The following is a 23,184-nucleotide window of genomic DNA, read 5'->3' as shown; positions in this document are numbered from 1 at the left end:
GGCGCACCACGGATCGGACGGTAGGCCACCGAGCCGGCCCGAAAGAGCGGCGGCCCTCCGGGAACGACTGGCGTGTCGTGGAGGGCCGCCGTGGTGACGTGTGGGATGCCGAGGCGTTCTCGGCTCAGCCGGCTGTCATGCGGGGGAGGGGGAGCGCATCAGCCCATGTCTTCGAGCGACTTGCCCTTGGTCTCCGGCACCCACTTGAGGACGAACGGGATGGAGAGCAGGGCGAAGGCCGTATAGAGCACGTAGGCACCGGACAGGTTCCACTGCGACAGGCTCGGGAACGTGACGGTGATGGCCCAGTTGGCCACCCACTGCACTGCGGCGGCGGTACCGAGTGCGGCCACCCGGATCCGGCCGGGGAACATCTCGCCGAGCAGCACCCAGACCACCACGCCCCAGGACAGGGCAAAGAAGAGGACGAACGCGTGCGCCGCGAGCAGGGCCGTCATGGCCGCTCCGCCGACGAGATGGACCGTCGAGCCGTCCCCGGTCCGCTGGGAGAAGGCCCAGGCGCAGAGGCCGAGGGAGATCGCCATGCCGACGGAGCCGATGAGGGCGAGCGGCTTGCGGCCGATCCGGTCGACCAGGAGCATCGCGATCACCGTGCCGAGGATGTTGATGATCGACGTGGTGAAGGAGTACAGGAACGAGCTGGTGGGGTCGATGCCGACGGACTGCCAGAGCGAGGAGCTGTAGTAGAAGATCACGTTGATGCCGACGAGCTGCTGGAAGACGGAGAGGCCGATGCCGATCCAGACGATCGGCAAGAAGCCGAAGCGGCCGCCAAGGAGGTCCTTGAAGGTGGACTTCTGCTCCGAGTCCATGGCGCGGGCTATGGCGTGCACCCAGGCGTCGGCGTCTATGCCCTGCCCCTCGACCTCGCGCAGCACCGACTTGGCCTCCTCCGTGCGCCGGACGGATATCAGGAAGCGGGGTGATTCGGGGATGACGAAGGACATGAGCCAGTACAGGACGGCGGGGACGACCATCACGCCGAGCATCCACTGCCAGGCCTCGAGCCCGGCCAGCTTTCCGCGCTGGTCGCCGTCGGCGAGTTTCAGGATGCCCCAGTTGACGAGCTGGGAGACGGCGATGCCGATGACGATCGCGGCCTGCTGGAAGGAGGCGAGGCGGCCCCGGTAGGCGGGCGGGGACACTTCGGCGATGTAGGCGGGGCCGATCACCGAGGCCATGCCGATGCCGAAGCCGCCGATCACGCGCCACAGGGCGAGGTCCCAGAGGGCGAACGGCAGGGCGGAGCCGATGGCGCTCGCGGTGAACAGGACGGCGGCGATCCGCATGCAGCGGATCCGCCCGATCCGGTCGGCGATGCGGCCGGCGACCGCGGCACCGAGGGCGCAGCCGATGAGCGCGGCGGCGATGACCTGGGCGAGAGTGCCGGAGCCGACGTCGAAGCGGTCGCGGACGGCTTCGACGGCGCCGTTGATGACGGAGCTGTCGTAGCCGAAGAGGAAGCCGCCCATGGCCGCCGCGGCTGCGATCAGAGCGGCGCGGCGGGGACCGTGGGCGGCGGGGCGGGCGGACCCGTCGGCCCGGGGCAGGGGGTGGACGCGTGACATGGGTACTCCTCTGTGGGGAGCCACGCCAGTGCGCGAGGGACGCGGTGGCGTGAAGCGGCGAAGCCTGTGCTTCCTGCGGACCGCCCCGGGGGGATGCACGGGCCGCGACGTCGGTGCGTCAGGAGCCGCTGCAGCCGGGCCGTGCGCGGCCCGCCCTCTTTGTAGTCCGTGGGCAGAGCCGGGAACTCCCCCCACCGGGGGATGCGGTGGGGGGAGCGGGCAGCGGAGTCCTACAGACCGAGCGCGAGGGCCGTGCTGAACCCGAGGAACACCACCCCTGCCGATCCGCGCAGGACGGCCGTCAGCCGGAGGCGGCCGTCCACCGCACGGCCGATCCGTGCCGCGGCCAGTACCAGGCAGGACAAGTAGCAGGCACTCAACAGCTCGTACACCGCACCGAGGGTCGCGAAGGCCAGATGGGGACGCTGAGCCGCCGGGTCGACGAACTGGAGGAAGAAGGAGAGGAAGAACAGGATCGCCTTCGGGTTCAGCACCGTGATGACGTACGCCCGTCGGGTACCGGCCGTAGCCACCGCGCCGTGCGGTGCAGGTGCGGGTTCCGCGTTCCGTTCCCGGGCAGCACGCAGGGCCCCGAAGGCAGCGCGCAGCATGCCGATCCCGAGCCAGGCTATGTATACGGCGCCCAACCAGCGCACCCAGACGACGATCTGGGGGTCGGCCCGCAGAAGTCCGGCCGCCCCGACGACGGTCAGCACCATCAGGGTGACCTCGCCGCACACGACACCGAGTGCGCAGCGCAGACCCGCCCGCACACCGCTCTGGGCCGCGCAGCCCAGGGTGGTGAGGGAGCTCGGGCCCGGGAGTAGGACGAAGACCAGTGCCCCGAGCGCGAAGGTGGGCAGATTCTGGGTTCCCCACATGCTGGCTGGGTCCTTTTCCTGTGCTGAGGCGGCTGGTCGGTCCGGGCCACGCTAGGGATCACGCAGCGGCCGGCCCTCCCCCGATCGGGGGGTGGCACCGGAGGAGGAGCGGCCGTGGACGAGGCCGCCCTGAAGGGACCGGCCCGTTCGCGGAGTTCATGGAGACTGCCTGGACGGCCTAGGTGTATTGATCACGAGCGTTGTTGACACTCGGTAGGTCTTGAACATGGCGAAGACCTCCGGTGTGGTGGGAGCTGTCTAGGAACCCATTGCACAACGGAGGCCCGGCTGACCGTCTTCGGTAGGCGACTGCTGGTCGAACGTGTCCGCGCGGGGCGGCCCGTCGCGCATGTCGCGGCCGAGACGGGTATATCGCGGGCCACCGCCCACATGTGGGTCCGCCGAGGGCGGGCCGAGGGCGAAGCGGGCCTGCACGACCGGTCCAGCCGGCCGCGCACGACGCCGCACCGCACGAGTGCCGCGGTCGAGGCACAGGTCTGCCGACTGCGCCGGGACCGCAAGTTCGGGCCCGCGCGGATCGGTCCGGTCCTGGGCCTGCCCGCCTCACCGTGCACCGCATCCTCGTCCGTCACGGCCTGGGCCGCCTGGCCCGGCTCGACCGGCCCACCGGCACCGCGATCCGCCGCTACGAACGCGAGCACCCGGGCGAACTCATCCACGTCGACATCAAGAAGCTCGGCCGGATCCCCGACGGCGGAGGCCACCGGGTCATGGACCGCCGAACGGCGATGGACAACAAGATCGCCACCGCCGACGCACGCAAGAGCTGCAAGCCAGTGATCGGCTAAGACCGACCGGCAATAGGCAGCCTCTGTCGAGTGATCGAGCGCGGTGGATGCAGTGCGGGCACGGGTCCACGTGATCATGGAGTTCTCTACGCTCAGTGATCACGAAGGACGGCCGTGCCCGCGCTGCCATCTTGCCTGCTCGAACCCCTCTGGGACCAGTTCTCCGCCCTCCTGCCCGCCCGGCGAGAGTTCGCTGCGGACCACCCGCTGGGCTGCCACCGCCGCCGGATCGCTGACCGGACGGTCTTCGAGCACGTCGTGCTCGCGCTGGTCCACGGCTCAGGCTACGAGCGCATCTCCACCCCCGGATGCTCCGACCGCACCATCAGACGCCGCGTCAAGGAGTGGTCTGAACTGGGGATATCCGAGAAGGTCCACGCACTGGCTCTCGAGGCGCACGACCGGATGATCGGTCTCGGGCTGGGCGAGATCTCGGTGGACGGCTGCATCACCAAGGCCCCGTCCGGCGGTGAGAAGGCGGGACGCTCCCCGGTCGACCGGGGCAAGCAAGGACTGAAACGCTCGGTCGCCTCCGACGCCTGCGGTGTCCCGATCGGAATCGTCTCCGCCGGCGCGAACCGGCACGACTCACCCCTGCTGGGCCCCACCCTGGAGGCGGCGAAGGCACAGGTCGGCGCAATGCCGACGGCGGTCAACGTCAACCTCGACCGCGGCTACGACAGCACCACGTCCCGTGCGCTTATAGCCGAGTTGGGATTCACGGCCGAGATCGCGCGTAAGGGCGTGCCAGCCCCGATCCAAGCCGGCAAGCGCTGGGTGGTCGAGCGCACGCACTCGTGGATGAACGACTACGGCAAGCTGCGGCGCTGCACAGAGAAGAGCGGCAGCATCGTGGACTTCTACCTGTACCTGGCCGCCGCCCTCGTCACGCTCCGCATGCTCATCCGTCGAGCAACGAGCCGCTACCGCTGGGCCGACCGCCCCACCACCCGACGCCTCAAGTGATCCATTTGCCGGTCGGTCTAAGTCCAGACTCTTCACCCAGCCCCTCACCGCGGCCGGCATCTCCCACAAACGAACCCGGCCCTACCGGCCACAGACCAACGGCAAGGTCGAACGCTTCAACCGCACCCTCCTGGACGAGTGGGCCCACCTACGGCCCTACACCTCAAACCAGGAACGGACCGAAGCCCTGGCAGACTTCCTCCACACCTACAACCACCACCGCTGCCACACCGCACTGAACGGACACCCACCCATCAGCCGCGTGAACAACCCCGCGGGTCTAGCCCGATCGTCCACACCTGTGGTCTCCCCCTCGCCCGCGGGACCCCGCCCCGGATAGCGTGCGGAGCAGGGCACGGCGGCCGGGTGGGGCCGCCCGCCGTGCACACCCCCTCCGACCCGACGCGGCCTCCTCCGCTGGGCCGGAACCGTGTGCGCGGGGGCCGCGAGGACCGGCCCCCGCGCACGCCGCGGTCGCGCAGCCGTCTCCCGGCCGCAGAGTCGGCGCAGTACCGGAGCAGGAGCACGTGCAGTCCGAAACCACTTCGCAACAAGAGCGCTATCCTGACGCCTACTTCGCACCTGGGTGCGACCCGTACGTGCGGATCAGGGCTCTGTCGGCCCTTCTCGAACACCTGCAGGACGGGCCGGCCGCGGAGGTCGTCGGCGTTCTCCGCTCGGGCGGCGTGATCGACTACTGGCACCTGGGCACCCGGACCCGGCGCGCCATCGAGGAGGCGCACCGCATCCGCTTCCTCAGCGCCTGCTTCCCCTACCCGGCCCTGCACCAGTTGGCGACGTGGCTGTGCGGGGTTCCGCTGCACACCGACCGCGGCCGGATCGTCGAGGCGGTGGCCTTCTGCACCGACGAACGGCTGTCCGCCGCCGAACGCGCGGTCCTGCGGGGCATGGCGGGATTCGAGGTGCCCTCCGACAAGGCGCCGCGGCCGGACGCGACGATGGAGGTACTCGACCGGCTCTGCGAGCTCTTCTACGCTGCACACACCGCCCGTCGGGGGACCGGGCAGGATTCCGCCCGCGCTTCCTGAAACCGTACGTCCATCGGCGCCGCGGCCCCTGTGCCCGGCTCCGCTCCGGCTCCGCACGGGCTCCCCCGAAGACCCCTGCCCGCCATCCGGGTCACTCCGCCGGGCGGTGAACCGGTTCCGGACCCGTGCGCGCCTAGCATGCCGTCATGAAGTCCGGAGCGGGACCACCGGCCCACCGTCCTGCGGGTACCCCCGTTGCCAGGCGGCGGCTGGCCCCACTGTTCGCGGTCTGCGTGGGCTACTTCATGGTCATCCTGGACGTGACGGCCATCAACGTAGCCGTCCCCGTCATCGGGCGGGACCTCGACGCCTCCCTCACCGCCGTCCAATGGGTGACCAACGGCTACACCCTCGCCTTCGCCGCCCTCCTGCTCACCGGAGGGGCCCTCGGGGACCGGCTCGGCCACCGCCGCGTCTTCTGCACCGGGATCGTGGTGTTCAGCGCGGCTTCCGCGGCCTGCGGCCTCGCTCCGGACGTCGTCGTGCTCACGGCCGCCCGGATCCTGGAGGGGGTCGGTGCCGCGCTCATCGTGCCCGGCTCGCTGGCCCTGCTGCAGGAGGCCTACCGTTCGGCCGCCGACCGCTCCCGTGCCTTCGGACTCTGGGGTTCCATGGCCGGGATCGGAGCCTCCGCCGGTCCGCTCCTCGGCGGCCTGCTCGTCAGCACCCTGGGATGGCGCTGGGTCTTCTTCGTGAACCTGCCCGTCGGCGTCTTGTGCATCGTGCTCGTACTGCTCCACGTCCCCGCCTCGGAACGCCGGGCCGGCCGCTCGCTGGACTGGCCCGCGCAGGTGGCGCTCGTCGCTCTGGTCACCCTGCTGACGACCGCGCTGAACGAGTCGGGCCGCCTCGGATGGACAGCCCCCCTGGTACTGGCCTCGGCGGGTCTCTGCCTGGTGGCATGCGCCCTCTTCGTCCTACGCGAACACCTGGCCCGCAGCCCCGTGCTTCCGCTCTCCCTGCTGACCAGACGCCCCGTGGCCGGCGGGGCCGCCATCGGCATGCTGTTCAACTTCGCCTTCTACGGGATGGTCTTCACGGCGAGCCTGTACTTCCAGCACGTGAGGGGCATGAGCGCATTGCGCGCCGGCGCCGCGCTCTTCCCCGCGGTGGCCATGTCGATGTTCGCTTCAGCCCTGTCGGGGCGCCTGGCACGTCGCACCGGGCACCGTCCCCTCATCATCACCGGCATGCTCACGGGCGCCGCGGGCCTCGCGGGCTGGGCGGCCGCAGGGAACGACCCCGCGTACCTGCTGCTCCTCGCTCCGATGATGGCCGCGGGTTTCGGTACCTCCTTCGCCCTGACCGGGACCACGGCGACCGTGATGTCCGCCGCACCCGACACCCACGCCGGAACGGCCTCCGCGCTGTTCAACACCACCCGCCAGATCGGCAGCGCGGCGGGCGTGGCCCTCGGCGGCTCCCTCCTGGTGTCGTCCACGGACTTCACCGAGGGAGTACGTCTGAGCCTCGGCATCGGAGCCGCCGCCTACCTGCTCGCGGCGTTGATCGCCGCCCTGTGCGTCCCGCGCGCCACCCTGACCAGGGAGTGAACGTGCACCGGCCGGGACCCGCTGGGGCCCCGGCCGGTGCACGAGCGGTGCCGGAACCGCTCACCGCGTACGACCGCCCTAGGCGACGGCCTTGACCGCGGTGAGGATCAGGTCGGCCACCTCGTCCGGGCGGGAGACGGCCACCGCGTGCGAGGCGTCCACCTCGACGGTGAAGGCTCCCGCCCGCAGGGCCAGGTAACGCTGCGCCTCTGCCGGGATGGCCCGGTCCTGCGTGGCGACCAGATACCAGGAGGGGATGTCCTTCCAGGCCGCACCGGAGCTGGCCTCGGACAGGCTCGCGGCCTCGACCGGACGCTGTACGGCGGCGAGCACGGCGGCCCCGGCGGGATCGACGTCCGCGGCGAAGACGGGCCGGAAGGCCTCCGGCTTGATGAACAGGTCGACGCCCTCCCCGCCGGTCTCCGTCACGTAGGGGACCGGGGCCAGGGCGTCGGGCAGGCCGCTTCCCGGGAACAGGCCCAAGATGTCGTCGGCGCTCTCCTGCACGTCGGGAGCGATGGCAGCGACGTAGACGAGCGCCTTCACGTGGTCGAGGCCCTCGGCCGCATTGGTGATCACCTCGCCGCCGTAGGAGTGCCCCACGAGCACGACGGGGCCCTCGATCGTCTTGAGGTAGCCCGCCAGGTAGGCGGAGTCCCGGGCAAGGCCGCGGAGCGGGTTCGGGGGAGCGGTCACCTGGTGGCCGGCGTCCTGCAGGTTGCGCACCACACCGCTCCAGCTGGACGCGTCGGCGAAGGCCCCGTGCACGAGGACGATCCTGGGATAGGTCATTTTCTTCAATCCTTACTGGGAGGGCGTCGAGCCTTTCATCGGCGCCCGGCCGCGCCCTCCTGCTTCCGGACCGGACAAGGCACGACGCGAGGTCTCCGAAAGGACTAGGGAGAGCGGACGCCCGAGTTCCCCGTCGCTACGACGCGGGTACGGGCAGTTCGATGACCGCCCTCGTTCCGTGCGGGGCGACGTTCTCGAGGGAGAAGCTCCCGCCCATGCCCTCCACGCGCACGCGCTGCGACGACACCCCGATGTGTCCCTCCGCGGCCCTGGAGGCGAGCACGCCGGAGGCAATGCCCACTCCGTCGTCGGTGACTTCCAGGCGCGCCCGCAAGGCGGTCAGCTCCAACCGCACCGTGACGTGCTTCGCCTTCGCGTGTTTGACGGTGTTGGAGAGGAACTCGCCGGCGGCACGGAAGATCAACTCATCGATGGGGGTGGGGCCCGCGACCTCGCACGACAGGTCCACCTCGAACCCGCCGCGAGCCGCGCCCTCCTCGAACATGGCCCTCAGCGCGCGCTCGAGCCCCGCGAGCTCCACCTGATCGGGATGGAGCTCGGTGACCGAGTAGCGGAGCTGCCTGGCCGCGTCCGCGAGTGCGGATTCCAGGCGCGTCACGTGGCCGGCGATGTCCTCGCCCGGTTCGGCCTGGCTGATCTCCTCGGCGTCGAGCTTCGCGGCCAGCACGCTCTGCAGGGCCCCGTCATGGAGCACCTCCGAGATCTTTCGCCGCTCGTCCTCCTCCAGCGAGATCACGCGTCCCAGCAGCACCGAACGCTGCTGCACGAGGGCGGCGATGGTCGTCACCCTGGAGCGCTGGAGGGAGGAGAAGACCACGCAGCACAGGGACGACATCGCGATGAAGACGGCGTGGGTGATCAGATAGACCCAGTCGGGCGCCGGAGCGGCCGCGACCGCCGCGGAGATGTAGACCGCGACCGAGGCGACGCCGGCGAAGGCCGTGACGGATGGATAGAGCTGGAAGGCGGCGAGGATGGGCACGAGGAAGTAGAGGTCGTCGAAGAGCGTGATGTAGTTCGACGTGTCCTTGGGGAATCCGCCGGAAAGGGTCAGTACCGTCGTGATCACGACCAGGTCGAGGATCACCGGCACGAGTGAGGCGGCGAACGGGGTGACCCGGTCCCATCGCACCACCAGTGGCAGCACGTTCACCGCCGCGTAGGACCACATGATCGTGTAGCAGAGAAGCGGGTGGTCGCGCGGCGGGAAGACCGTGATGTTCATGATGAACAGCGCGGTGGTGATGAATACCCGGACCAGGCTGTTGATCCTCAGGGCCAGCCAGGCGTGGTCCCGCATCGCGGAGGAGACCGACGCCCAGGGCTGGCCGACCGACCGCCTGAAGGCCGGCTTTACGAACCGGATCGACTGTCCGTCGCGCCCCATGCGAGCCTCCCGGGTCCGGCCTGCCCATTGTCGCCCACCCCGCTCCCGTCCGCCTCTGCAACCGGCCGCATGTCGCGGGCCGGACCCGTGCCCCCAGCCGTCGGCGGGGGGCACGGAGAGAGCTTTCAGGAAGGTCGCCGGATCCTGGTCTGTTCTCTTACTCAGGTGAACTCGTAGTGTCGGACGGGGCTGATCATGGTGGACCCCATGGTCAGCCCGGTCTGGGCGAGGCAGCCGTCGATCAGCTCGGGCCGGTATTGGATCTTCTTGAGCTTGCGCTTGATGATGCGGGTGAGACCGGCGAGGTCGGCAGCGACGAAGTTGGTGATCGACCGTTTGAATAGGGACCAGACGCCTTCGGTGGGGTTGAGGTTGGGCGCATAGCTGGGGAGCTGGTAGATCCGCAGCCAGTCCTTGTTCTCTTCGGCGTAGTGCGCCAGCTCCTGGCGCAGGTGGACGGACAGGTTGTCCCAGCACCACACGATCGGGGTGCCGAGCTGCTGGTGGGTGGCCGTGATGAGGTCGCGGTAGTCCTGCCAGGAGAAACTCTTCGGCTCATTCTTACGGCCGTGGTAGACGTGCAGCTTGTAGAAGAAGTGGGTGCGGTGGCCGGGCCGGTAGCAGCGAGGCCGGCGATGTTCACGCGTCCGCGGCCCCGGCCCCGCACCCGCACGGTGGGGCGTCGGCCGCGTGGTGCCCAGGTGCGTCCCCGCGGCGGGCTCAGGGCCTGTCCTGCTTCGTCTTCGAAGCAGATGTGGGCACCCAGGTCCGCCGCCACTCTTTTACCTCCGGCCACACCTGCTCCTTCCACACCTCGATGGAGGCCTCGTCCCGCTCGACGGCCCGACGCACCGGGACCTGGCAGCTCCAGCCGTGCCGACGCAGCAGCTTCCACACCCCCTGCACCGTATAGACGACATGGAACATCCGGCCGATCAGCAGCTTGATCCGCTTCAGCGTCCACCGCTGGTCGTCCTCGAAACCATGCACCAGCGGACCCCGCGCCAGCTCCGCCTCCAGCCTGGCCCACTGCCCCGCGGACAGCCTCTCCACCGACACCGGCCCCCTCGAGCGCAGGGCCTCCACCCCGCCCGACTCCCACACCCGCCGCCACCGCAACACCGAGCGATCGGACACCCTCAGCTCCCGGGCGATCTTGGCCGTGGTCTCCCCACGTGCGAACCGCCCGGCCGCCTCCAGCCTCAACCGCTCACGCGCCGCCTGCTCCTCGGGCGTATACCCGCCCGCCTGCGCAGACCTCATCCCTATGACATACCGCAGGGATCACGACCCGTCAGCAGCCACGCCGACACTACGAGTTCAACCTGAGTAGTCTCCGAAAATGAATTTGTCCCAGGTGGAGGTGTTTGTGTCCCCGTCGGCGTAGCCGGCCGTGCGATTCATGAATGCGACCTTGAGGCAGAATGCCCTGTCAATCTGGCGCTCGGCCGTCGGCTGCAGTAGATTCATTCCGGACTCCCTCGGCTCAATTGCCGCTATCTCGACGTCATTGCCATTGGCGATGGCATTGAGCTCTTGGACCGAACCGGTCCACTGGGTGTCACCACCGTTTTCAACTGCCAACTTCGCGTACTTCAAACTCAGGTCCCTCATTCGTTCGTTCCAGCTGTAGATTCGGGTCTTAACGACATCGAACTGGTGCCCGAAGTCGATATTGGCCATCCAGGCCGCCGATCCCTCAAGGTAGACCCACTCTTTGGCAACCCCCTCCCTGATGAAGTCGACGAGGCTCGCCCCGCTGCTGATGAATTCCTCCCGGTTTCTACGGAACGCGGCGGGATTCGTCTCAGGGATCATGAACTGCACGCCGGGGTGTACGGCGATTATTTCGTAATCTCCGTCAGCCGAGCACTGCCATGTGATGCTTTTGACGGAGCTTCCGTAACTTTGATCCAATGTGATGGGAACGTTCGTGCTGACGAAGCGGAAGAATCGGCCGTCGGCGGAGTGGCCGTCGCGCCTGAGTCGGCGAAGGTCGGCGGTCAGACTCGCGCCGAGGAAGGTGACTGTTCGGTTCTGGCTGATTTCCACGGTGATGGAGCGATTACGGTGGAACTTCGTGAAGGTTTCCATGGCCGCAATTCGGCCGGAGTTGCCTTTGGCTCGGAGTGCCTGCTCCGAGTGCGTCTTGTGCCTGGTTTTCGTGACGGTGCTGACAAGTCTGCTCACACCCGATTCCACCTCCTTGTCCTTGAATCTTCCGACGGTTTCCTTATCGGAAAAATACATGGCGCCGGTCATGCCGACTCCGAGCGCGCCCGATATGCCAGCCAACGGGGTGCCTGCCGCATCCATGGCGGTTACGAACGGCCCGGCCATGGTTGCGGCGTCCCCGATGGGCTGGGTGTAGGTCCAAGCCTCGATCTGAGTTCCCCACTTGTCGACCTGTTCGAGCGCCGCCGTGGCGCCCTTACTGCCCTTGAAGAGCTTCTTGGTCACACTGGACACCTTGACGCGCTGGGTGACGCCCTTCGCCAGGAGGTCGTCGCTCTTCTTGAGTGACTGCCGGGCAGCGCTCCTCTCCAGCCGGTTGGCGCCCTGGTTGATGCCAGCCGCGGCTAGTCCGATGGGGATGGAAGCCGGGCCGATGATCGGGCTGACCACGGCTGCGGCGACGCCGACGGCGCCGGCCAGGCCTCTCAGGGCAAGGCCTGCACCCGCATAGAACGGCTTGATGTCGTCGAGTACCTTGATGAGTTCCGGCGTCGCGACCTTGATCAGGCACTTCTCGCAGGACTTGAACAGCTTTTGTGCCGCCGCGATGAACTGAGTGGTCGCTTCCGTGGTGAGGTCGTACCAGGCCCGCAGCTTGTCGTTGAATTCAGGCGAAGGAACCAGCTCGCCCAGCCGCTGCTGGTCGAGGGACCAGATGGGCCTGCTGTCGATGCCACCCCCCTCGGCAGTGATGCGGTACTGGGCGTTCATCAGCTCAAGGTGAGCGACTGAAATCTTCAGGAGGTCCTTTGCGTGACCTTCGAGGTTCTTGAACTGCTTGACCTGTTCGGTCTTGAAGTCGACGTCCCTCGGGGCGGTTGATCTTCCAAGGAAGTTCTTTTCCGGCTTAGGGCAATTGAGCACCTCTTCCGGGATCTTGGTGAGCGCCTCTCCGATCTCGATGTACTGGGCTGCGTAACCCTTCGCGACGGCCCAGTTCTCTTTGTGGAACTGAAGTATCTGCTCGGGGGAAGTTCGGCTGCTCTTGTTGATTCGATCGAGGGGTGAAAGATCGACTCCGCTCTCGATCTCTTCCTGGAGTGCCTTCCAGAACCTGGCCACCAATCTGGTCAGTGTCCTGTCGCAGTTCTTGTAGAGATCAAGGAATTCCTGGACCTTCTGCTGGTGGTCCTCGGATATCGATTCCTCGGATATCTTCTTGACCTTGAGGTATTGAGAGCGGTGGCGGTCGACAATGGTCAGGGCATACATGACCTTCTCGTCGTCCTGATATCGCCTACCTCCTGGCTGCTCGCAGTCGAGCAGCCAGGACAGGAAGAGAGGCCCCCATTCGGAAACCAGAACCTTCGAGGCCGGCATGCCCGCATCCAGCTTACCGGAGGGGATTGTGTGTACGCCGAGCCAGGTGCCCGTTCTGATGGACTTCCGGGGTGTCTCCATGGTTGCAAGCCTTTCGTGTAGCCATTAAATCTGTGGATCCAGGGTGGGGCGCCCACGGACGATCCGGCTATCCCGAGGGGCTAGTCATTCAGGCATGCGGTTCCGGTCGGGTGATGGCAATCGCCCGCGGGGGCTCGTGCCGTGCGCCTGCTCCCCGGGGGCCCAGGCGTGCTGCAGCGCCCTAGCAGTGCGAAGCCCGGCCGTCCTGTGCGACCGAGGACGGACGGAACGCGGCGCTTGCCCGCCCGGACACGGACACGACCGCCGGGACGAGCAGCGCGCAGATCCACCGGCCCCACCTGGAACGCAGTGGTGATCGCCATGTGAAAGCGAGGGCCCCGGCCGAAGGCAGGGTCCTCGGCATCCAGCCGGCCAAAGGGACTAGTCCCTTTCGTCGCCGGATCGCACCCGATGGTACGGACCTGGCAGATCAAGCTCAATTTAACCTCAGCGCTGATGACTTACCGGCAATTTGCTCTTAGTGTCCTGTTTCCCAAGTAGGACGGAGCCAATGAGCCGTGAACGTAGTGGCAATGACCAGGGGTGATCAGGGTGCAGTTCCCGACACCGACGGCCTGGTAGTTCTGAGGAACGTGAACAAGAACTTCGGTGCGCTTCACGTCCTCAAGGACATCGATCTCAGCATCGCCCGGGGCGAAGTCGTCGTCGTGATCGGGCCGTCCGGTTCGGGCAAGTCGACCCTGTGCCGGACCATCAACCGGCTGGAGACGATAGATTCCGGGACGATCACGATCGACGGAAACGCCCTGCCGAACGAGGGCAGGGAACTCGCCCGGCTCCGCTCGGACGTGGGCATGGTGTTCCAGTCGTTCAACCTCTTCGCGCACAAGACCGTGCTCGAGAACGTGATGCTGGGCCAGATCAAGGTCCGTGGCACGAACAAGGCGAAGGCCGAGCGCAAGGCACGGGCCTTGCTCGACCGGGTCGGCGTCGGCTCACAGGCCGCCAAGTACCCCGCTCAGCTGTCCGGTGGCCAGCAGCAGCGCGTGGCGATCGCCCGTGCCCTGGCGATGGACCCCAAGGTCATGCTCTTCGACGAGCCGACCTCGGCTCTCGACCCGGAGATGATCAACGAGGTGCTGGAAGCCATGCAGCAGCTCGCCCGGGAAGGGATGACGATGGTCGTCGTGACGCACGAGATGGGCTTCGCCCGCTCCGCCGCCGACCGCGTCGTCTTCATGGCCGACGGGAGGATCCTCGAAGAGGCGACTCCCCAGGAGTTCTTCAGCGCCCCGCGCAACGATCGCGCCAGGGACTTCCTCTCGAAGATCCTCAAGCACTGAACGCTCGTTGCTTCCGAGATCTCCTCTGATATTCCCGGCACGCGCCGGGGTTTCCCCCGATCCCCCCTCCGGGGTTTCCTCTCATCCTCATTTTTCTTTACGAAGAGAGCCCTGCTGTGAAGTTTTCGAAGGCCGGAACGGCCGCCGCAGTCATCGCCACCCTCGCCCTGACGGCCACCGCCTGCGGCGGTGACGACGAGAAGTCCCCTTCCGCGTCCCCCGCGGCGAACGGCGGCAAGAAGATAGTCATCGGCATCAAGTTCGACCAGCCGGGCCTCGCGCTCAAGAAGCCCGACGGAACGTACGCCGGATTCGACGTGGACGTCGCCCGCTATGTGGCGAAGGAGATCGGATACGCCCCGGACCAGATCGAGTTCAAGAAGGCGCCGAGCGCGCAGCGCGAACAGCTGATCAAGAACGGCGACGTGAAGTTCGTGGTCGCCAGCTACTCCATCAACGACAAGCGCAAGCAGGAGGTGGACTTCGCCGGCCCCTACTTCCTGGCCCATCAGGACCTGCTCGTACGCGCCGACGACAAGTCCATCACCAAGCCCGGGGACCTGAACAGCAAGAAGCTCTGTTCGGTCACCGGCTCCACCTCGGCGCAGAACGTCAAGGACAAGCTGGCACCCAAGGCCGATCTCCAGGAGTTCGGAACCTACTCCGAGTGTCTGACCGGCCTGGAGAACAAGGTCGTCGACGCCCTCACCACGGACGATTCCATCCTCGCCGGATACGCCGCCCAGCAGGAACACCAGGGCAAGTTCAAGCTCGTCGGTCTGTCGCTGAGCGACGAGCGGTACGGCATCGGCCTGAAGAAGGGCGACAGCGAACTCCAGACCGGCATCAACGCGGCGCTGAAGAAGATGGTCCAGGACGGCTCCTGGGACCGCGCGGTCCAGGCCAACTTCGGCCCGGCCGGCTACAAGAACGCACCTGCCCCGCAGGTCACCGAAGGCAACTGATTCCGGGCGGGGCGCCCCGCCCGGCGGACTGCCGCCGGGGGAGCGCCCCGCCCGCCATCCTGGGGAGCGCAGGGCAACAACGTGTTCGATTTTCTTAACAATCCGCAGTACGACGTGCTCGGAGCATTCTGGGTGACCGTCCAGCTCACCCTCCTGTCCGCGGCCGGATCCCTCGTGTGGGGCATCCTGCTGGCCGGGATGCGGGTCAGCCCGGTCCCTCTGATGCGGACCTTCGGTACCGCTTACGTGAATCTGGTCCGCAACACCCCGCTGACGCTGCTGATCATCGGCTGCTCGCTGGGCCTGTCACAGACCCTGGGCATCACCCTGGGCGGGGGCACGTTCAAGGAGATCAGCTTCAGGCTCGCGGTCCTCGGATTCATCGCCTACACGGGCACCTTCGTGTGCGAGGCGCTGCGGTCCGGCATCAACACGGTCCCGGCCGGCCAGGCCGAAGCCGCACGCGCGCTGGGGATGAGCTTCTACCAGGTACTGGCGCTCATCGTGCTGCCGCAGGCGTTCCGCGCGGTCGTCGCGCCGCTCGCCAACGTACTGATCGCGCTCACCAAGAACACCACGGTGGCGGCGGCCATCGGCGTCGCCGAGGCGTCGCTGCTCATGAAGGAAATGATCGAGAACGAAGCCGACGCACTGTTCGCGGTGTTCGCCGTGTTCGCACTCGGGTTCATGGTGCTCACCCTGCCGACCGGCCTGATCCTGGGCCGGGTAGCCAAGCGAATGGCGGTAAAGCGATGAGCTCCGTCCTCTACGACACCCCCGGTCCCCGGGCCAGGCGGCGCAACGTCCTCTACACGGTGGTCTTCCTGCTGGCCTTCGCAGGCGCCCTGGCCTGGACCCTGAGGGCCATGGCGGACAAGGGCCAACTCGCATCGGAGAAGTGGACCCCGTTCGTCACCGACGGCGACGTGTGGACCACCTTCCTCCTGCCGGGCTTGGCCGAAACGCTGAAGGCGGCGGCCGTCGCGATCGCCATCGCCCTCCCGCTGGGCGCCCTGCTCGGTATCGGCAGGCTCTCCGACCACGCCTGGGTGCGGGTCCCGGCCGGTGCCGTGGTGGAGTTCTTCCGCTCCATCCCCGTCCTGATGCTCATGCTCTTCGGATTCGCGCTCCTGGTGCGCTTCACGGACATCAGCTCCGACCTCCGTCCGTTCTGTGCGGTGGTGGCGGGCCTGGTCCTGTACAACGCGTCGGTCATCGCGGAGGTCGTCAGGGCGGGCATCCACTCCCTGCCCGGCGGTCAGAGCGATGCGGCCAAGGCGCTCGGCATGCGCAAGGGCCAGAGCATGCGCTACGTCCTGCTGCCCCAGGCGGTCACGGTCATGCTGCCCGCCCTGGTCGGCCAGCTCGTGGTCATCCTCAAGGACACCGCTCTCGGCGGCGCCCTCCTCGGCGTCGAGGACCTGCTGTCCGCCTACCAGACGATCCCGGCGAACTACGGCGCGAACACCATCGCCTCCCTGGTGGTGATCGCTGCGATCTACATCGCCGTCAACTTCCTGCTCACCGCCTTCGCTGCCCGTCTGGAGAGCCGTCTGCGCACCTCGAAGCGGACCCCCGAGCCTGATGGCGACGTGACCCCGGAGGAGTCCGCGCTGCTCGCAGGCCCGCCACCCTCCGGTATTCCAGCGGGGCGCTGACAAGCCCCGTTCCCCCGGCAGCCGCCGTCCGCACCCGCGGACGGCGGCTGCCGCTTTTGCCCGGTCAGGGAATCCCCAACTGCGCAGGCACCCTCGAGCCGGCCCGGGCCTTCAGACGTGCCCTTCAAAGTGCCTGTGTGGGCCTGTTCCGCAGGGCTGATTCATAGTCGTGTTGATCATGCTGCGGTGCAGGTCAGGGGTAGTCCGAGGAGGTCGAGTGGGGGGGGAATGGTGTGTAGGAGAGCTCTCGGAGCCCGGCGGCGATGTTGCGGTGGCCGGCGTCCCGCAGGGTGTTGATCGCGAGGTTGCGCAGGGTGGCCATGTTCTCCGGTCCGTGTCCAGTGCGGATTTTGGAGGCGTCCTCGGTGAACGTCGTGTCTCTGATGTGGTGGACGGCTTCGATGCCCCACTGTGCTCTGGCGATTCGGCCGATGAGCTGGGGCGATGCCTGTGACGATGTCATGTCGGTGATCGTGTAGAGGGTCTGGTGGGTGACCTTGCCGGTCTTCAGGTCGGTGCGGTGCCGCAGGATTTTCACGGCCTGGACGGCGTGGGGGAAGTCCAGGCCGAGGCCGGTGACGGTGAGGGTGCGTATCGAGCGGGTCTCGCGTCGGCCGTGTCCGCGCTCGCGGTCGTAGCGGCGGGCGGTGACTTCCTTCCACGGCAGGGCCTTGATGGCCGTGTGGAGGTTGGGTTGGTTGCCCTTGACGACCATCAGGTAGTGGGCGTTCTTCACGTCCACCAGCCATTTCGTGTGTTCGCGCTGGGTGTGGAGGGCGTCGGCGGTGACCACGGTGCCGGTCAGGTCGAACGGGGCGAGCAGCGTGGTGAAGCCGGTGATCTAACCCGAAAATACCCACCTCGATCTCGGACGCCTGTCTGAGCTGAGGGGCCGAGGGCGGCGAGGGTTGTGGCTATGCGGCCTTCGCGGTGAGGGTCACATCGTGACCGAGGGCCGTCGGACAGCCGCCACACGGCCCCATTTTCACGGCTGCGCCGACGTCCGGTATGCCGGATACAGAAACTCGTTGGTTTTGTCCGGTACTCGGAGCTGGCTGACGGTCCGGCCGGTGGCCGTGACCGCTGACAGGAGGTGGGCGGCCGGGGCGGTCTCGGTGCGTGAGCCGCGGGCACTCTTGCCGTCCACCGCGACCGATTCCGTGCCGGCCGGGCTGTGGCCGAGGAGGTCGGCGAGGCCGCCGGGACACACCCCGGCCAGCACCCGGCGCACGGTCGAAGGCGAGGCCGCACGGCGGACCCCGAGGGGGCTGCGCGGATGAAACCCCAGGCGGGCCAGGGTGTCCTGGGGTGCGTGGCGGGCCCACTGCCCGATCGCGGCGTAGGAGCGGGCGCCGGCCAGGACCGCGCACGCGGCGGTCAAGAGCACCGAGACGAGGCTGTGAAGCCGACCCCGCCGGGCGCGGGGATCCGGCAGGCAGGCCAGCCGCGCCGCCGTGCCGGGAAGCTCACGGAGTTCACGCGAGGGCGACTTGAACAGACAGACGGTGTCAGACTGACGGCACATCGGAGCTCCGCTGATCGGGTGACTTGGTAGGTCCCCTTGATCATCGGAGCTCCGGTGCATGTGCCAACGCCGTACTGAAGGTTCGTCACATCCCTGTGAACAGCAGGTTCTCCAGGCTGTTAGGGCTATGAATCAGCCCTGCCCGAAAGCGTGCCCCTGGTGATGCCCGGGCGGCACTACCTTGCGTGTGTCCCCTTTTGCTTCACTTCTTTGCATCAAGCGCCTCGACCACGGTCGGCGCGAGTTCCGGGAAGGCGCACCCCTTCCCTCGATCGATCGTCCGAGTTTCCTCGGTGAAAGAGTCATGCATATGAATGAGAACCATGAATTCACCCTTTTTGCGAACGGTCTGTACAACTCGCTGATCGGCAAGTACTACGACCCATCCGTCTACGGGAACGAACTCTTCGGGGTCACCCTGGAGCGCATCCGCTACGACGTCCGGTGGAGCGGACTCACCCTGGTCGAGGACTGGGCCGCCGGGGACGACGCGAGGACCCAGGGGGTGCTGCTCGCACTGACGGAGAGGTGCCAAGCGGAAGGGCGCCTGCTCGTCGATTTCCTCGACGTGTATGCCATACCCACGCTCCCGGTACTTCTCGGCTGGCATTCTGTCGGCACCGCTCTGGAAACTGTCGGCACTGCTCCGGCAACCCACGAGAAGGAGCCTACGCACAGCGTTCCGGGCCTCGCCGAGAAGGAGCCTACGCACAGCGTTCCGGGCCTCGCCGAGAAGGAGCCTACGCACAGCGTTCCGGGCCTCACCGAGGAGGAGCAGGCAGAGCTTCTCGCCTTCAACGAGGAAACCAAGGCTCTGAACCGGATTTTCCAAATCCTCGACAAGATAAGTGATGGCAAGAGTGTATCGGATGCCATCCATGGCGAGGTCATGAAGGAAGTCGCGGCGCTGAACAAGCGACTGGGCGAAGAGGTCATCAAGATAGAGGAGATCCCGTTCATTTCCAAGGTGAACCACCTCGAGTGCGACGAGGCCACTTCGCCCATCGAGTGCGAGCTGACGTCGAAAAGCGCAGCCAACTCGCCCGCATAATTTCAGCGCTATAAGAAATAGGATCCAGCCATGGAGCTAAACCCGACCGACCCCACGCAGATCGCCTTTCAGGGATTCTCGGCAGTTCGCGGTGCCGTACCTAAGACGGAACACCACACCCTCTACAAGAAGGTCGTGCCCGACCTGTTCGGTACGGCACTCAAGCTTGATCGCAAGAAGAAGAATCCTGCGAGCCGCCTGATCAAAGTGCGCTTCACCTATGTCAAGATGCACAGCACCATCATGACCGTCAACAGTGTCTACATGGCTGCGCGGGCTGCGAAGATTTCGGCGTGGAAGGTCAAGCTGCAAAACCTGAAGAAGAAGCTCGGTCCCCATCACTTCGCCGTTGTCGAGCTGCAGAACAAGATCGAAGAATACTCTACCAAGGTCCGATTTCGCATCCCTGTCGAGGTTCAGTTCGACTTGACGCAGATTGATCGCCACAGTGCCGTGGATTACGACAAGTACTTGGCGGAGATCGAGGCCATAGCAGCGGTCAAGGCCAAGAGGAGGATGCAGGAACTCGAGGAGGAAAGCGACAGTGACGAGAGCTTCGGCCGCATCGACCTCCCAGCATACGACGGCGACTCCATCAAGCCGTACCTCGGAATCGGCGCCGTCGATGTCCACGAGTGCGGTGGCAAGATCGTAAACTCCAATTCGGAGAAGCTGGATCTCGCGGTCGCGGTGATCTGCAACGAGGGCCACACCGATGATCGGGAGGGCCGTTATATCAAGCTGATCGTCACCGCCTTCTCTTCCGGCTGCTTGCTCTTCGACGACAAGGTGCAGGAGGTCTACGAGATTGCATTCCTGGCGACCGCCGATGGCAAGGCGAAGCGCATTCCGGTCGCCGACCTGCTTCCGGACCAGAAGCCCTACCATATCCGGGAAGCGCACGAGAACGACAAGCGCGTCGATGCCCACTTCCCAGATATTCGCCTGTCCGATACAGGGAAGATGACGGTCGACGACATCCTGGACGCATTCCAGGGCGAAGAGGGGACGGAGGTATCGGAACAGGAAGCGCGCAGCCTGGTCGACATGATCATCAATGTGAAGGGATCCGACTACACTATCCCCCTGGACGGCTTCTCGGCCCTGTTCAAGCGGGTGAACCCGGAGTCCGGCAGCCTCTTCGACTTCTCCCTCGGAGTCGTGCAACGGGTCTACCATCTCGGCATTCCTAAGTTCGTCGGCGAGTCGCATGATTTCACCGTGATGTGCGAATGGGTTAAGTCGCAGCGCGGCGGATTCCTGCTCGACAAGGTCATCACCTGCATCCTCGACGGCAAGGACGACGAAGCGTACCGGCAGCTGAAGATCATCAATTCGGACGTGAAGCACAATCGACACGCGACGATGGTGGAGTACCTCCTGGTGAATCTTCCGGCGCGGGGATATAAGGTAGTCATGCCCACCTCCGGCAGGAAGAAGATGGACTCGCGGGAGGTGCTGCGGGACATATTCGAGCAGGTCCGACTGAGCCGGCTGACGAAGCCCGACTCGGGCGTCATCGTGGACAATGAGTTCGCCACGGATCAGGACAGGCTGGTGGCGCAGCGTGAACTGCTGGAGGCGGTGGTATATGCCTGGGTCGACGGGGGAAGGCAGACCGACCCCGTCAATAAACTGCTCGAGCTTTACCAGATATCGGTGAGGTCCCGTGACCTGTACGACACGCTCTTCGGCCTGCTCACCAGCTTGGGGATTCCCACCGGAAACCGAGTCGAGAAGTGGGCCAGGGAGGACTACGCATCCCTCCTCGACAGGGCTGCTCAGCACGTCCTACAGGGCTGATTCATAGTCCTGCTGGCCGGGAGAAACTGCTGGTCACAGGGACGTGACGAATCTTCAGTACAGCATTGGCGCATGCACCGAAGCTCCGATGATCAAGGAGACCGACCAAGTCACCCGATCACCGGAGCTTCGATGTGCCGTCAGTCTGACATCGTCTGTCTGTTCAAGTCGCCCTCGCGTGAACTGCGTGAGCTTCCTGGCGCGGCGGCGCGGCTGGCCTGCCTGCCGGATCCACGCGCCCGGCGGGGTCGGCTTCACAGCCTCGTCTCGGTGCTTTTGACCGCCGCGTGCGCGGTCCTGGCCGGCGCCCGCTCCTACGCCGCGATCGGGCAGTGGGCCCGCCGCGCACCCCAGGACACCCTGGCCCGCCTGGGGTTTCATCCGCGCAGCCCCCTCGGGGTCCGCCGTGCGGCATCGCCTTCGACGGTGCGCCGGGTACTGATCGCAGTGTGCCCCGGCGGCCTTGCCGACCTCCTGGGACACAGCCCGGCCGGTACGGAATCGGTCGCGGTCGACGGTAAGAGCGCCCGCGGATCACGCACCGACGTGGCTCCGGCCGCCCACCTGCTGTCCGCCGTCACGGCCACCGGCCGCACCGTCAGCCAGCTGAGAGTGCCGAACAAAAACTAACGAGTTTCTGTATCCGGCATACCGGACGTCGGCGCAGCCGTGAAAATGGGGCCGTGTGGCGGCTGTCCGACGGCCCTCGGTCACGATGTGACCCTCACCGCGAAGGCCGCATAGCCACAACCCTCGCCGCCCTCGGCCCCTCAGCTCAGACAGGCGTCCGAGATCGAGGTGGGTATTTTCGGGTTAGATCACCGGCTTCACCGCCCTGCTCGCCCCGTTCGACCTGACCGGCACCGTGGTCACCGCCGACGCCCTGCACACCCAGCGCGAACACGCGAAATGGCTGGTCGAGGCGAAGAACGCCCACTACCTGATGGTCGTCAAGGGCAACCAGCCGAACCTCCACGCTGAGGTGTCACCGGCCTCGGCCTGGACTTCCCCCACGCCGTCCAGGCCGTGAAAATCCTGCGGCACCGCACCGACCTGAAGACCGGCAAGGTCACCCGCCAGACCGACATCTACACGATCACCGACATGACATCGTCACAGGCATCGCCCCAGCTCATCGGACGTATCGCCAGAGCACAGTGGGGCATCGAGGCCGTCCATCACATCAGAGACACGACGTTCACCGAGGACGCCTCCAAAATCCGCACTGGACACGGACCGGAGAACATGGCCACCCTGCGCAACCTCGCGATCAACACCCTGCGGGACGCCGGCCACCGCAACATCGTCGCCGGGCTCCGAGAGCTCTCCTACACACCATTCACCCGCCCACTCGACCTCCTCGGACTACCCCTGACCTGCACCGCAGCATGATCAACACAACTATGAATCAGCCCTGTCTTGTCCACCGATCGGCGAGCCGAAGAAGCCCGCTCTCGCGAGCTATACGTCCTCCTCCTGCATGCCGCGCAAATCAATCGAGTGACGTGAGGCTGGCCGCGGAACGGGCAGAGCCCCATCGGTGTTGAGCGAGCTGTCCAGACTCAGCTGCTCACCGGTGGGGCTCCGTCGGTTCCCTGTCGAGTGCGGCCCTCGGCGGGCGGGGGAAGGAACGGCCGGTGCAGCCCACCGATCGGGGGAGGGGGAGCGGCCGCCCGGCTCGCACGATGGAGCCGTTCAGGCCGTACAGGCCGAAGAGGGGGACAAGACGAGGAGCGGTGCGATGACGGTTCGATCCTGGTGGAACCAGTGGAACCAGCGGCGCGGCGACGCCGTGCTGCCGCCCTCACCCGAGGCGCAACGCTGGACGGCCCTCGTGGGGGCGGCCGACTGGTGCGTGACCCGGGCTTACGAAGGCGGGTACTCGGGCATCCCGCGGTCGGCGTCCGTAGCCGACGTACAGCTCTGCGCACAGGAGGACTTCGGCCTTCGCGGCGTGTCCGACGAGGATGCCGCGGCAGCGCTCCGGGAACGCTGGTACGTCCGGCGCTGCCGGGCCGATGGCCTGGTCACCGACGCCTTCGCGCACGAGTACTGCCAGTAGCACTTCACCGCCCGCGGGCTGCCCTCAGCGCCTCGCCGGGAGATCCGTAGTCCGGCCGGCCCGGGTTGCGCATGTGACCATGGAGGGGTGCACCCCCCGCTCGTGCGGGCTTCCGGGCCGCGGCCCGGCGCGC

Annotated in this window: 20 protein-coding genes and 3 pseudogenes; 15 read left to right on the top strand and 8 right to left on the bottom strand. The window is 66.7% G+C overall.

Features of this window, described 5'->3' with window-relative positions:
* Positions 1 to 158 precede the first annotated feature (158 nt).
* Together OG435_RS34310 and leuE are read right to left on the bottom strand one after the other, a co-directional pair.
* Positions 159 to 1,589 (bottom strand): sugar porter family MFS transporter, encoded by a 1,431-nt coding sequence (locus OG435_RS34310; RefSeq protein ID WP_266882859.1) that lies wholly within the window; start codon positions 1,587 to 1,589, stop codon positions 159 to 161.
* Positions 1,590 to 1,819: 230 nt separating this feature from the next.
* Positions 1,820 to 2,470 (bottom strand): leucine efflux protein LeuE, encoded by a 651-nt coding sequence (gene leuE, locus OG435_RS34305; RefSeq protein ID WP_266882858.1) that lies wholly within the window; start codon positions 2,468 to 2,470, stop codon positions 1,820 to 1,822.
* A gap of 288 nt (positions 2,471 to 2,758) precedes the next feature.
* Between leuE and OG435_RS34300 the strand changes: the two are divergent.
* From OG435_RS34300 to OG435_RS34280, 5 genes and pseudogenes are all read left to right on the top strand, one after another.
* Positions 2,759 to 3,276 (top strand): annotated as a pseudogene (locus OG435_RS34300) (helix-turn-helix domain-containing protein); the annotation flags it as partial.
* 117 nt (positions 3,277 to 3,393) lie between these two features.
* Positions 3,394 to 4,245 carry an IS5 family transposase gene (locus OG435_RS34295; RefSeq protein WP_266875534.1) on the top strand — a complete coding sequence of 284 codons (852 nt, stop codon included), beginning with the start codon at positions 3,394 to 3,396 and terminating at the stop codon, positions 4,243 to 4,245.
* A 55-nt stretch (positions 4,246 to 4,300) separates the two neighbouring features.
* Positions 4,301 to 4,585, top strand: a pseudogene (locus tag OG435_RS34290) (integrase core domain-containing protein); the annotation flags it as partial.
* A gap of 187 nt (positions 4,586 to 4,772) precedes the next feature.
* A complete protein-coding gene (locus tag OG435_RS34285; protein ID WP_266882856.1) occupies positions 4,773 to 5,294 on the top strand; it encodes a hypothetical protein in 522 nt (173 codons plus the stop codon).
* Between the two features lie 146 nt (positions 5,295 to 5,440).
* Positions 5,441 to 6,847 (top strand): MFS transporter, encoded by a 1,407-nt coding sequence (locus OG435_RS34280; protein WP_323187972.1) that lies wholly within the window; start codon positions 5,441 to 5,443, stop codon positions 6,845 to 6,847.
* A gap of 78 nt (positions 6,848 to 6,925) precedes the next feature.
* Here the strand turns inward: OG435_RS34280 and OG435_RS34275 are convergent, their stop codons facing one another.
* The 4 genes and pseudogenes from OG435_RS34275 to OG435_RS34255 form a co-directional block, all read right to left on the bottom strand.
* A complete protein-coding gene (locus OG435_RS34275) occupies positions 6,926 to 7,639 on the bottom strand; it encodes an alpha/beta fold hydrolase (RefSeq protein WP_266882854.1) in 714 nt (237 codons plus the stop codon).
* 136 nt (positions 7,640 to 7,775) lie between these two features.
* A complete protein-coding gene (locus OG435_RS34270; protein WP_266882852.1) occupies positions 7,776 to 9,047 on the bottom strand; it encodes a sensor histidine kinase in 1,272 nt (423 codons plus the stop codon).
* A 161-nt stretch (positions 9,048 to 9,208) separates the two neighbouring features.
* Positions 9,209 to 10,310: pseudogene (locus OG435_RS50810) on the bottom strand (IS630 family transposase).
* A gap of 57 nt (positions 10,311 to 10,367) precedes the next feature.
* Entirely contained in the window at positions 10,368 to 12,683 is a 2,316-nt protein-coding gene (locus OG435_RS34255) for a hypothetical protein (RefSeq protein ID WP_266882848.1), read from the bottom strand.
* Positions 12,684 to 13,216: 533 nt separating this feature from the next.
* Here OG435_RS34255 and OG435_RS34250 point away from each other — a divergent pair.
* The 4 genes from OG435_RS34250 (at position 13,217) to OG435_RS34235 (ending at position 16,610) form a co-directional block, all read left to right on the top strand.
* Positions 13,217 to 13,987 carry an amino acid ABC transporter ATP-binding protein gene (locus OG435_RS34250; RefSeq protein WP_430625796.1) on the top strand — a complete coding sequence of 257 codons (771 nt, stop codon included), beginning with the start codon at positions 13,217 to 13,219 and terminating at the stop codon, positions 13,985 to 13,987.
* A gap of 116 nt (positions 13,988 to 14,103) precedes the next feature.
* Positions 14,104 to 14,952, top strand: a complete 849-nt coding sequence (locus OG435_RS34245) for a glutamate ABC transporter substrate-binding protein (protein WP_266882846.1) — start codon at positions 14,104 to 14,106, stop codon at positions 14,950 to 14,952.
* Positions 14,953 to 15,033: 81 nt separating this feature from the next.
* Entirely contained in the window at positions 15,034 to 15,708 is a 675-nt protein-coding gene (locus OG435_RS34240; protein ID WP_266882844.1) for an amino acid ABC transporter permease, read from the top strand.
* Positions 15,705 to 16,610 (top strand): amino acid ABC transporter permease, encoded by a 906-nt coding sequence (locus OG435_RS34235; RefSeq protein WP_266882842.1) that lies wholly within the window; start codon positions 15,705 to 15,707, stop codon positions 16,608 to 16,610. The genes OG435_RS34240 and OG435_RS34235 overlap by 4 nt, the downstream gene beginning before the upstream one ends.
* Positions 16,611 to 16,803: 193 nt before the next feature.
* On the opposite strand, the gene OG435_RS34230 is transcribed toward OG435_RS34235, so the two are convergent.
* Both OG435_RS34230 and OG435_RS34225 read right to left on the bottom strand, forming a co-directional pair.
* Positions 16,804 to 17,451 (bottom strand): ISAs1 family transposase, encoded by a 648-nt coding sequence (locus tag OG435_RS34230; RefSeq protein ID WP_430625837.1) that lies wholly within the window; start codon positions 17,449 to 17,451, stop codon positions 16,804 to 16,806.
* A gap of 144 nt (positions 17,452 to 17,595) precedes the next feature.
* Positions 17,596 to 18,135, bottom strand: a complete 540-nt coding sequence (locus OG435_RS34225) for a transposase family protein (RefSeq protein WP_266882838.1) — start codon at positions 18,133 to 18,135, stop codon at positions 17,596 to 17,598.
* 310 nt (positions 18,136 to 18,445) lie between these two features.
* Between OG435_RS34225 and OG435_RS34220 the strand changes: the two genes are divergently transcribed.
* The 6 genes from OG435_RS34220 to OG435_RS34195 all read left to right on the top strand — a co-directional run bounded on the left by OG435_RS34220 (position 18,446) and on the right by OG435_RS34195 (position 23,051).
* Positions 18,446 to 19,186, top strand: coding sequence for a hypothetical protein (locus tag OG435_RS34220; RefSeq protein WP_266882837.1), 741 nt, complete (start codon positions 18,446 to 18,448; stop codon positions 19,184 to 19,186).
* Between the two features lie 30 nt (positions 19,187 to 19,216).
* The gene (locus OG435_RS34215; protein WP_266882836.1) at positions 19,217 to 20,989 is read left to right on the top strand and encodes a hypothetical protein; all 1,773 of its coding nucleotides are present in this window, start codon (positions 19,217 to 19,219) and stop codon (positions 20,987 to 20,989) included.
* 72 nt (positions 20,990 to 21,061) lie between these two features.
* Positions 21,062 to 21,619 (top strand): transposase family protein, encoded by a 558-nt coding sequence (locus OG435_RS34210; protein ID WP_323187970.1) that lies wholly within the window; start codon positions 21,062 to 21,064, stop codon positions 21,617 to 21,619.
* A 235-nt stretch (positions 21,620 to 21,854) separates the two neighbouring features.
* The gene (locus OG435_RS34205; RefSeq protein WP_266882833.1) at positions 21,855 to 22,019 is read left to right on the top strand and encodes a hypothetical protein; all 165 of its coding nucleotides are present in this window, start codon (positions 21,855 to 21,857) and stop codon (positions 22,017 to 22,019) included.
* Complete coding sequence (locus tag OG435_RS34200) at positions 22,016 to 22,381, top strand: transposase (protein ID WP_266882831.1); 366 nt, start codon at positions 22,016 to 22,018, stop codon at positions 22,379 to 22,381. Before OG435_RS34205 ends, OG435_RS34200 begins: the two co-directional genes overlap by 4 nt.
* A gap of 349 nt (positions 22,382 to 22,730) precedes the next feature.
* Entirely contained in the window at positions 22,731 to 23,051 is a 321-nt protein-coding gene (locus tag OG435_RS34195) for a hypothetical protein (RefSeq protein WP_266882829.1), read from the top strand.
* Positions 23,052 to 23,184: the final 133 nt, after the last annotated feature.

It is taken from the genome of Streptomyces sp. NBC_01264, assembly GCF_026340675.1.
Lineage (GTDB): Bacteria > Actinomycetota > Actinomycetes > Streptomycetales > Streptomycetaceae > Streptomyces.
Note: the sequence above shows the minus strand (reverse complement) of the source record. Positions and strands in the feature narration are given on the sequence as shown.

Coding starts and splice junctions, on each gene's coding strand:
- OG435_RS34235 (WP_266882842.1), top strand. CDS start 15,705: ATGAGCTCCGTCCTCTACGACACCCCCGGTCCCCGGGCCAGGCGGCGC.
- OG435_RS34280 (WP_323187972.1), top strand. CDS start 5,441: ATGAAGTCCGGAGCGGGACCACCGGCCCACCGTCCTGCGGGTACCCCC.
- OG435_RS34215 (WP_266882836.1), top strand. CDS start 19,217: ATGGAGCTAAACCCGACCGACCCCACGCAGATCGCCTTTCAGGGATTC.
- OG435_RS34220 (WP_266882837.1), top strand. CDS start 18,446: ATGAATGAGAACCATGAATTCACCCTTTTTGCGAACGGTCTGTACAAC.
- OG435_RS34250 (WP_430625796.1), top strand. CDS start 13,217: ATGACCAGGGGTGATCAGGGTGCAGTTCCCGACACCGACGGCCTGGTA.
- OG435_RS34270 (WP_266882852.1), bottom strand. CDS start 9,047: ATGGGGCGCGACGGACAGTCGATCCGGTTCGTAAAGCCGGCCTTCAGG.
- OG435_RS34225 (WP_266882838.1), bottom strand. CDS start 18,135: ATGTGCCGTCAGTCTGACACCGTCTGTCTGTTCAAGTCGCCCTCGCGT.
- OG435_RS34255 (WP_266882848.1), bottom strand. CDS start 12,683: ATGGAGACACCCCGGAAGTCCATCAGAACGGGCACCTGGCTCGGCGTA.
- OG435_RS34275 (WP_266882854.1), bottom strand. CDS start 7,639: ATGACCTATCCCAGGATCGTCCTCGTGCACGGGGCCTTCGCCGACGCG.
- leuE (WP_266882858.1), bottom strand. CDS start 2,470: ATGTGGGGAACCCAGAATCTGCCCACCTTCGCGCTCGGGGCACTGGTC.
- OG435_RS34195 (WP_266882829.1), top strand. CDS start 22,731: ATGACGGTTCGATCCTGGTGGAACCAGTGGAACCAGCGGCGCGGCGAC.
- OG435_RS34310 (WP_266882859.1), bottom strand. CDS start 1,589: ATGTCACGCGTCCACCCCCTGCCCCGGGCCGACGGGTCCGCCCGCCCC.
- OG435_RS34210 (WP_323187970.1), top strand. CDS start 21,062: ATGCACCGAAGCTCCGATGATCAAGGAGACCGACCAAGTCACCCGATC.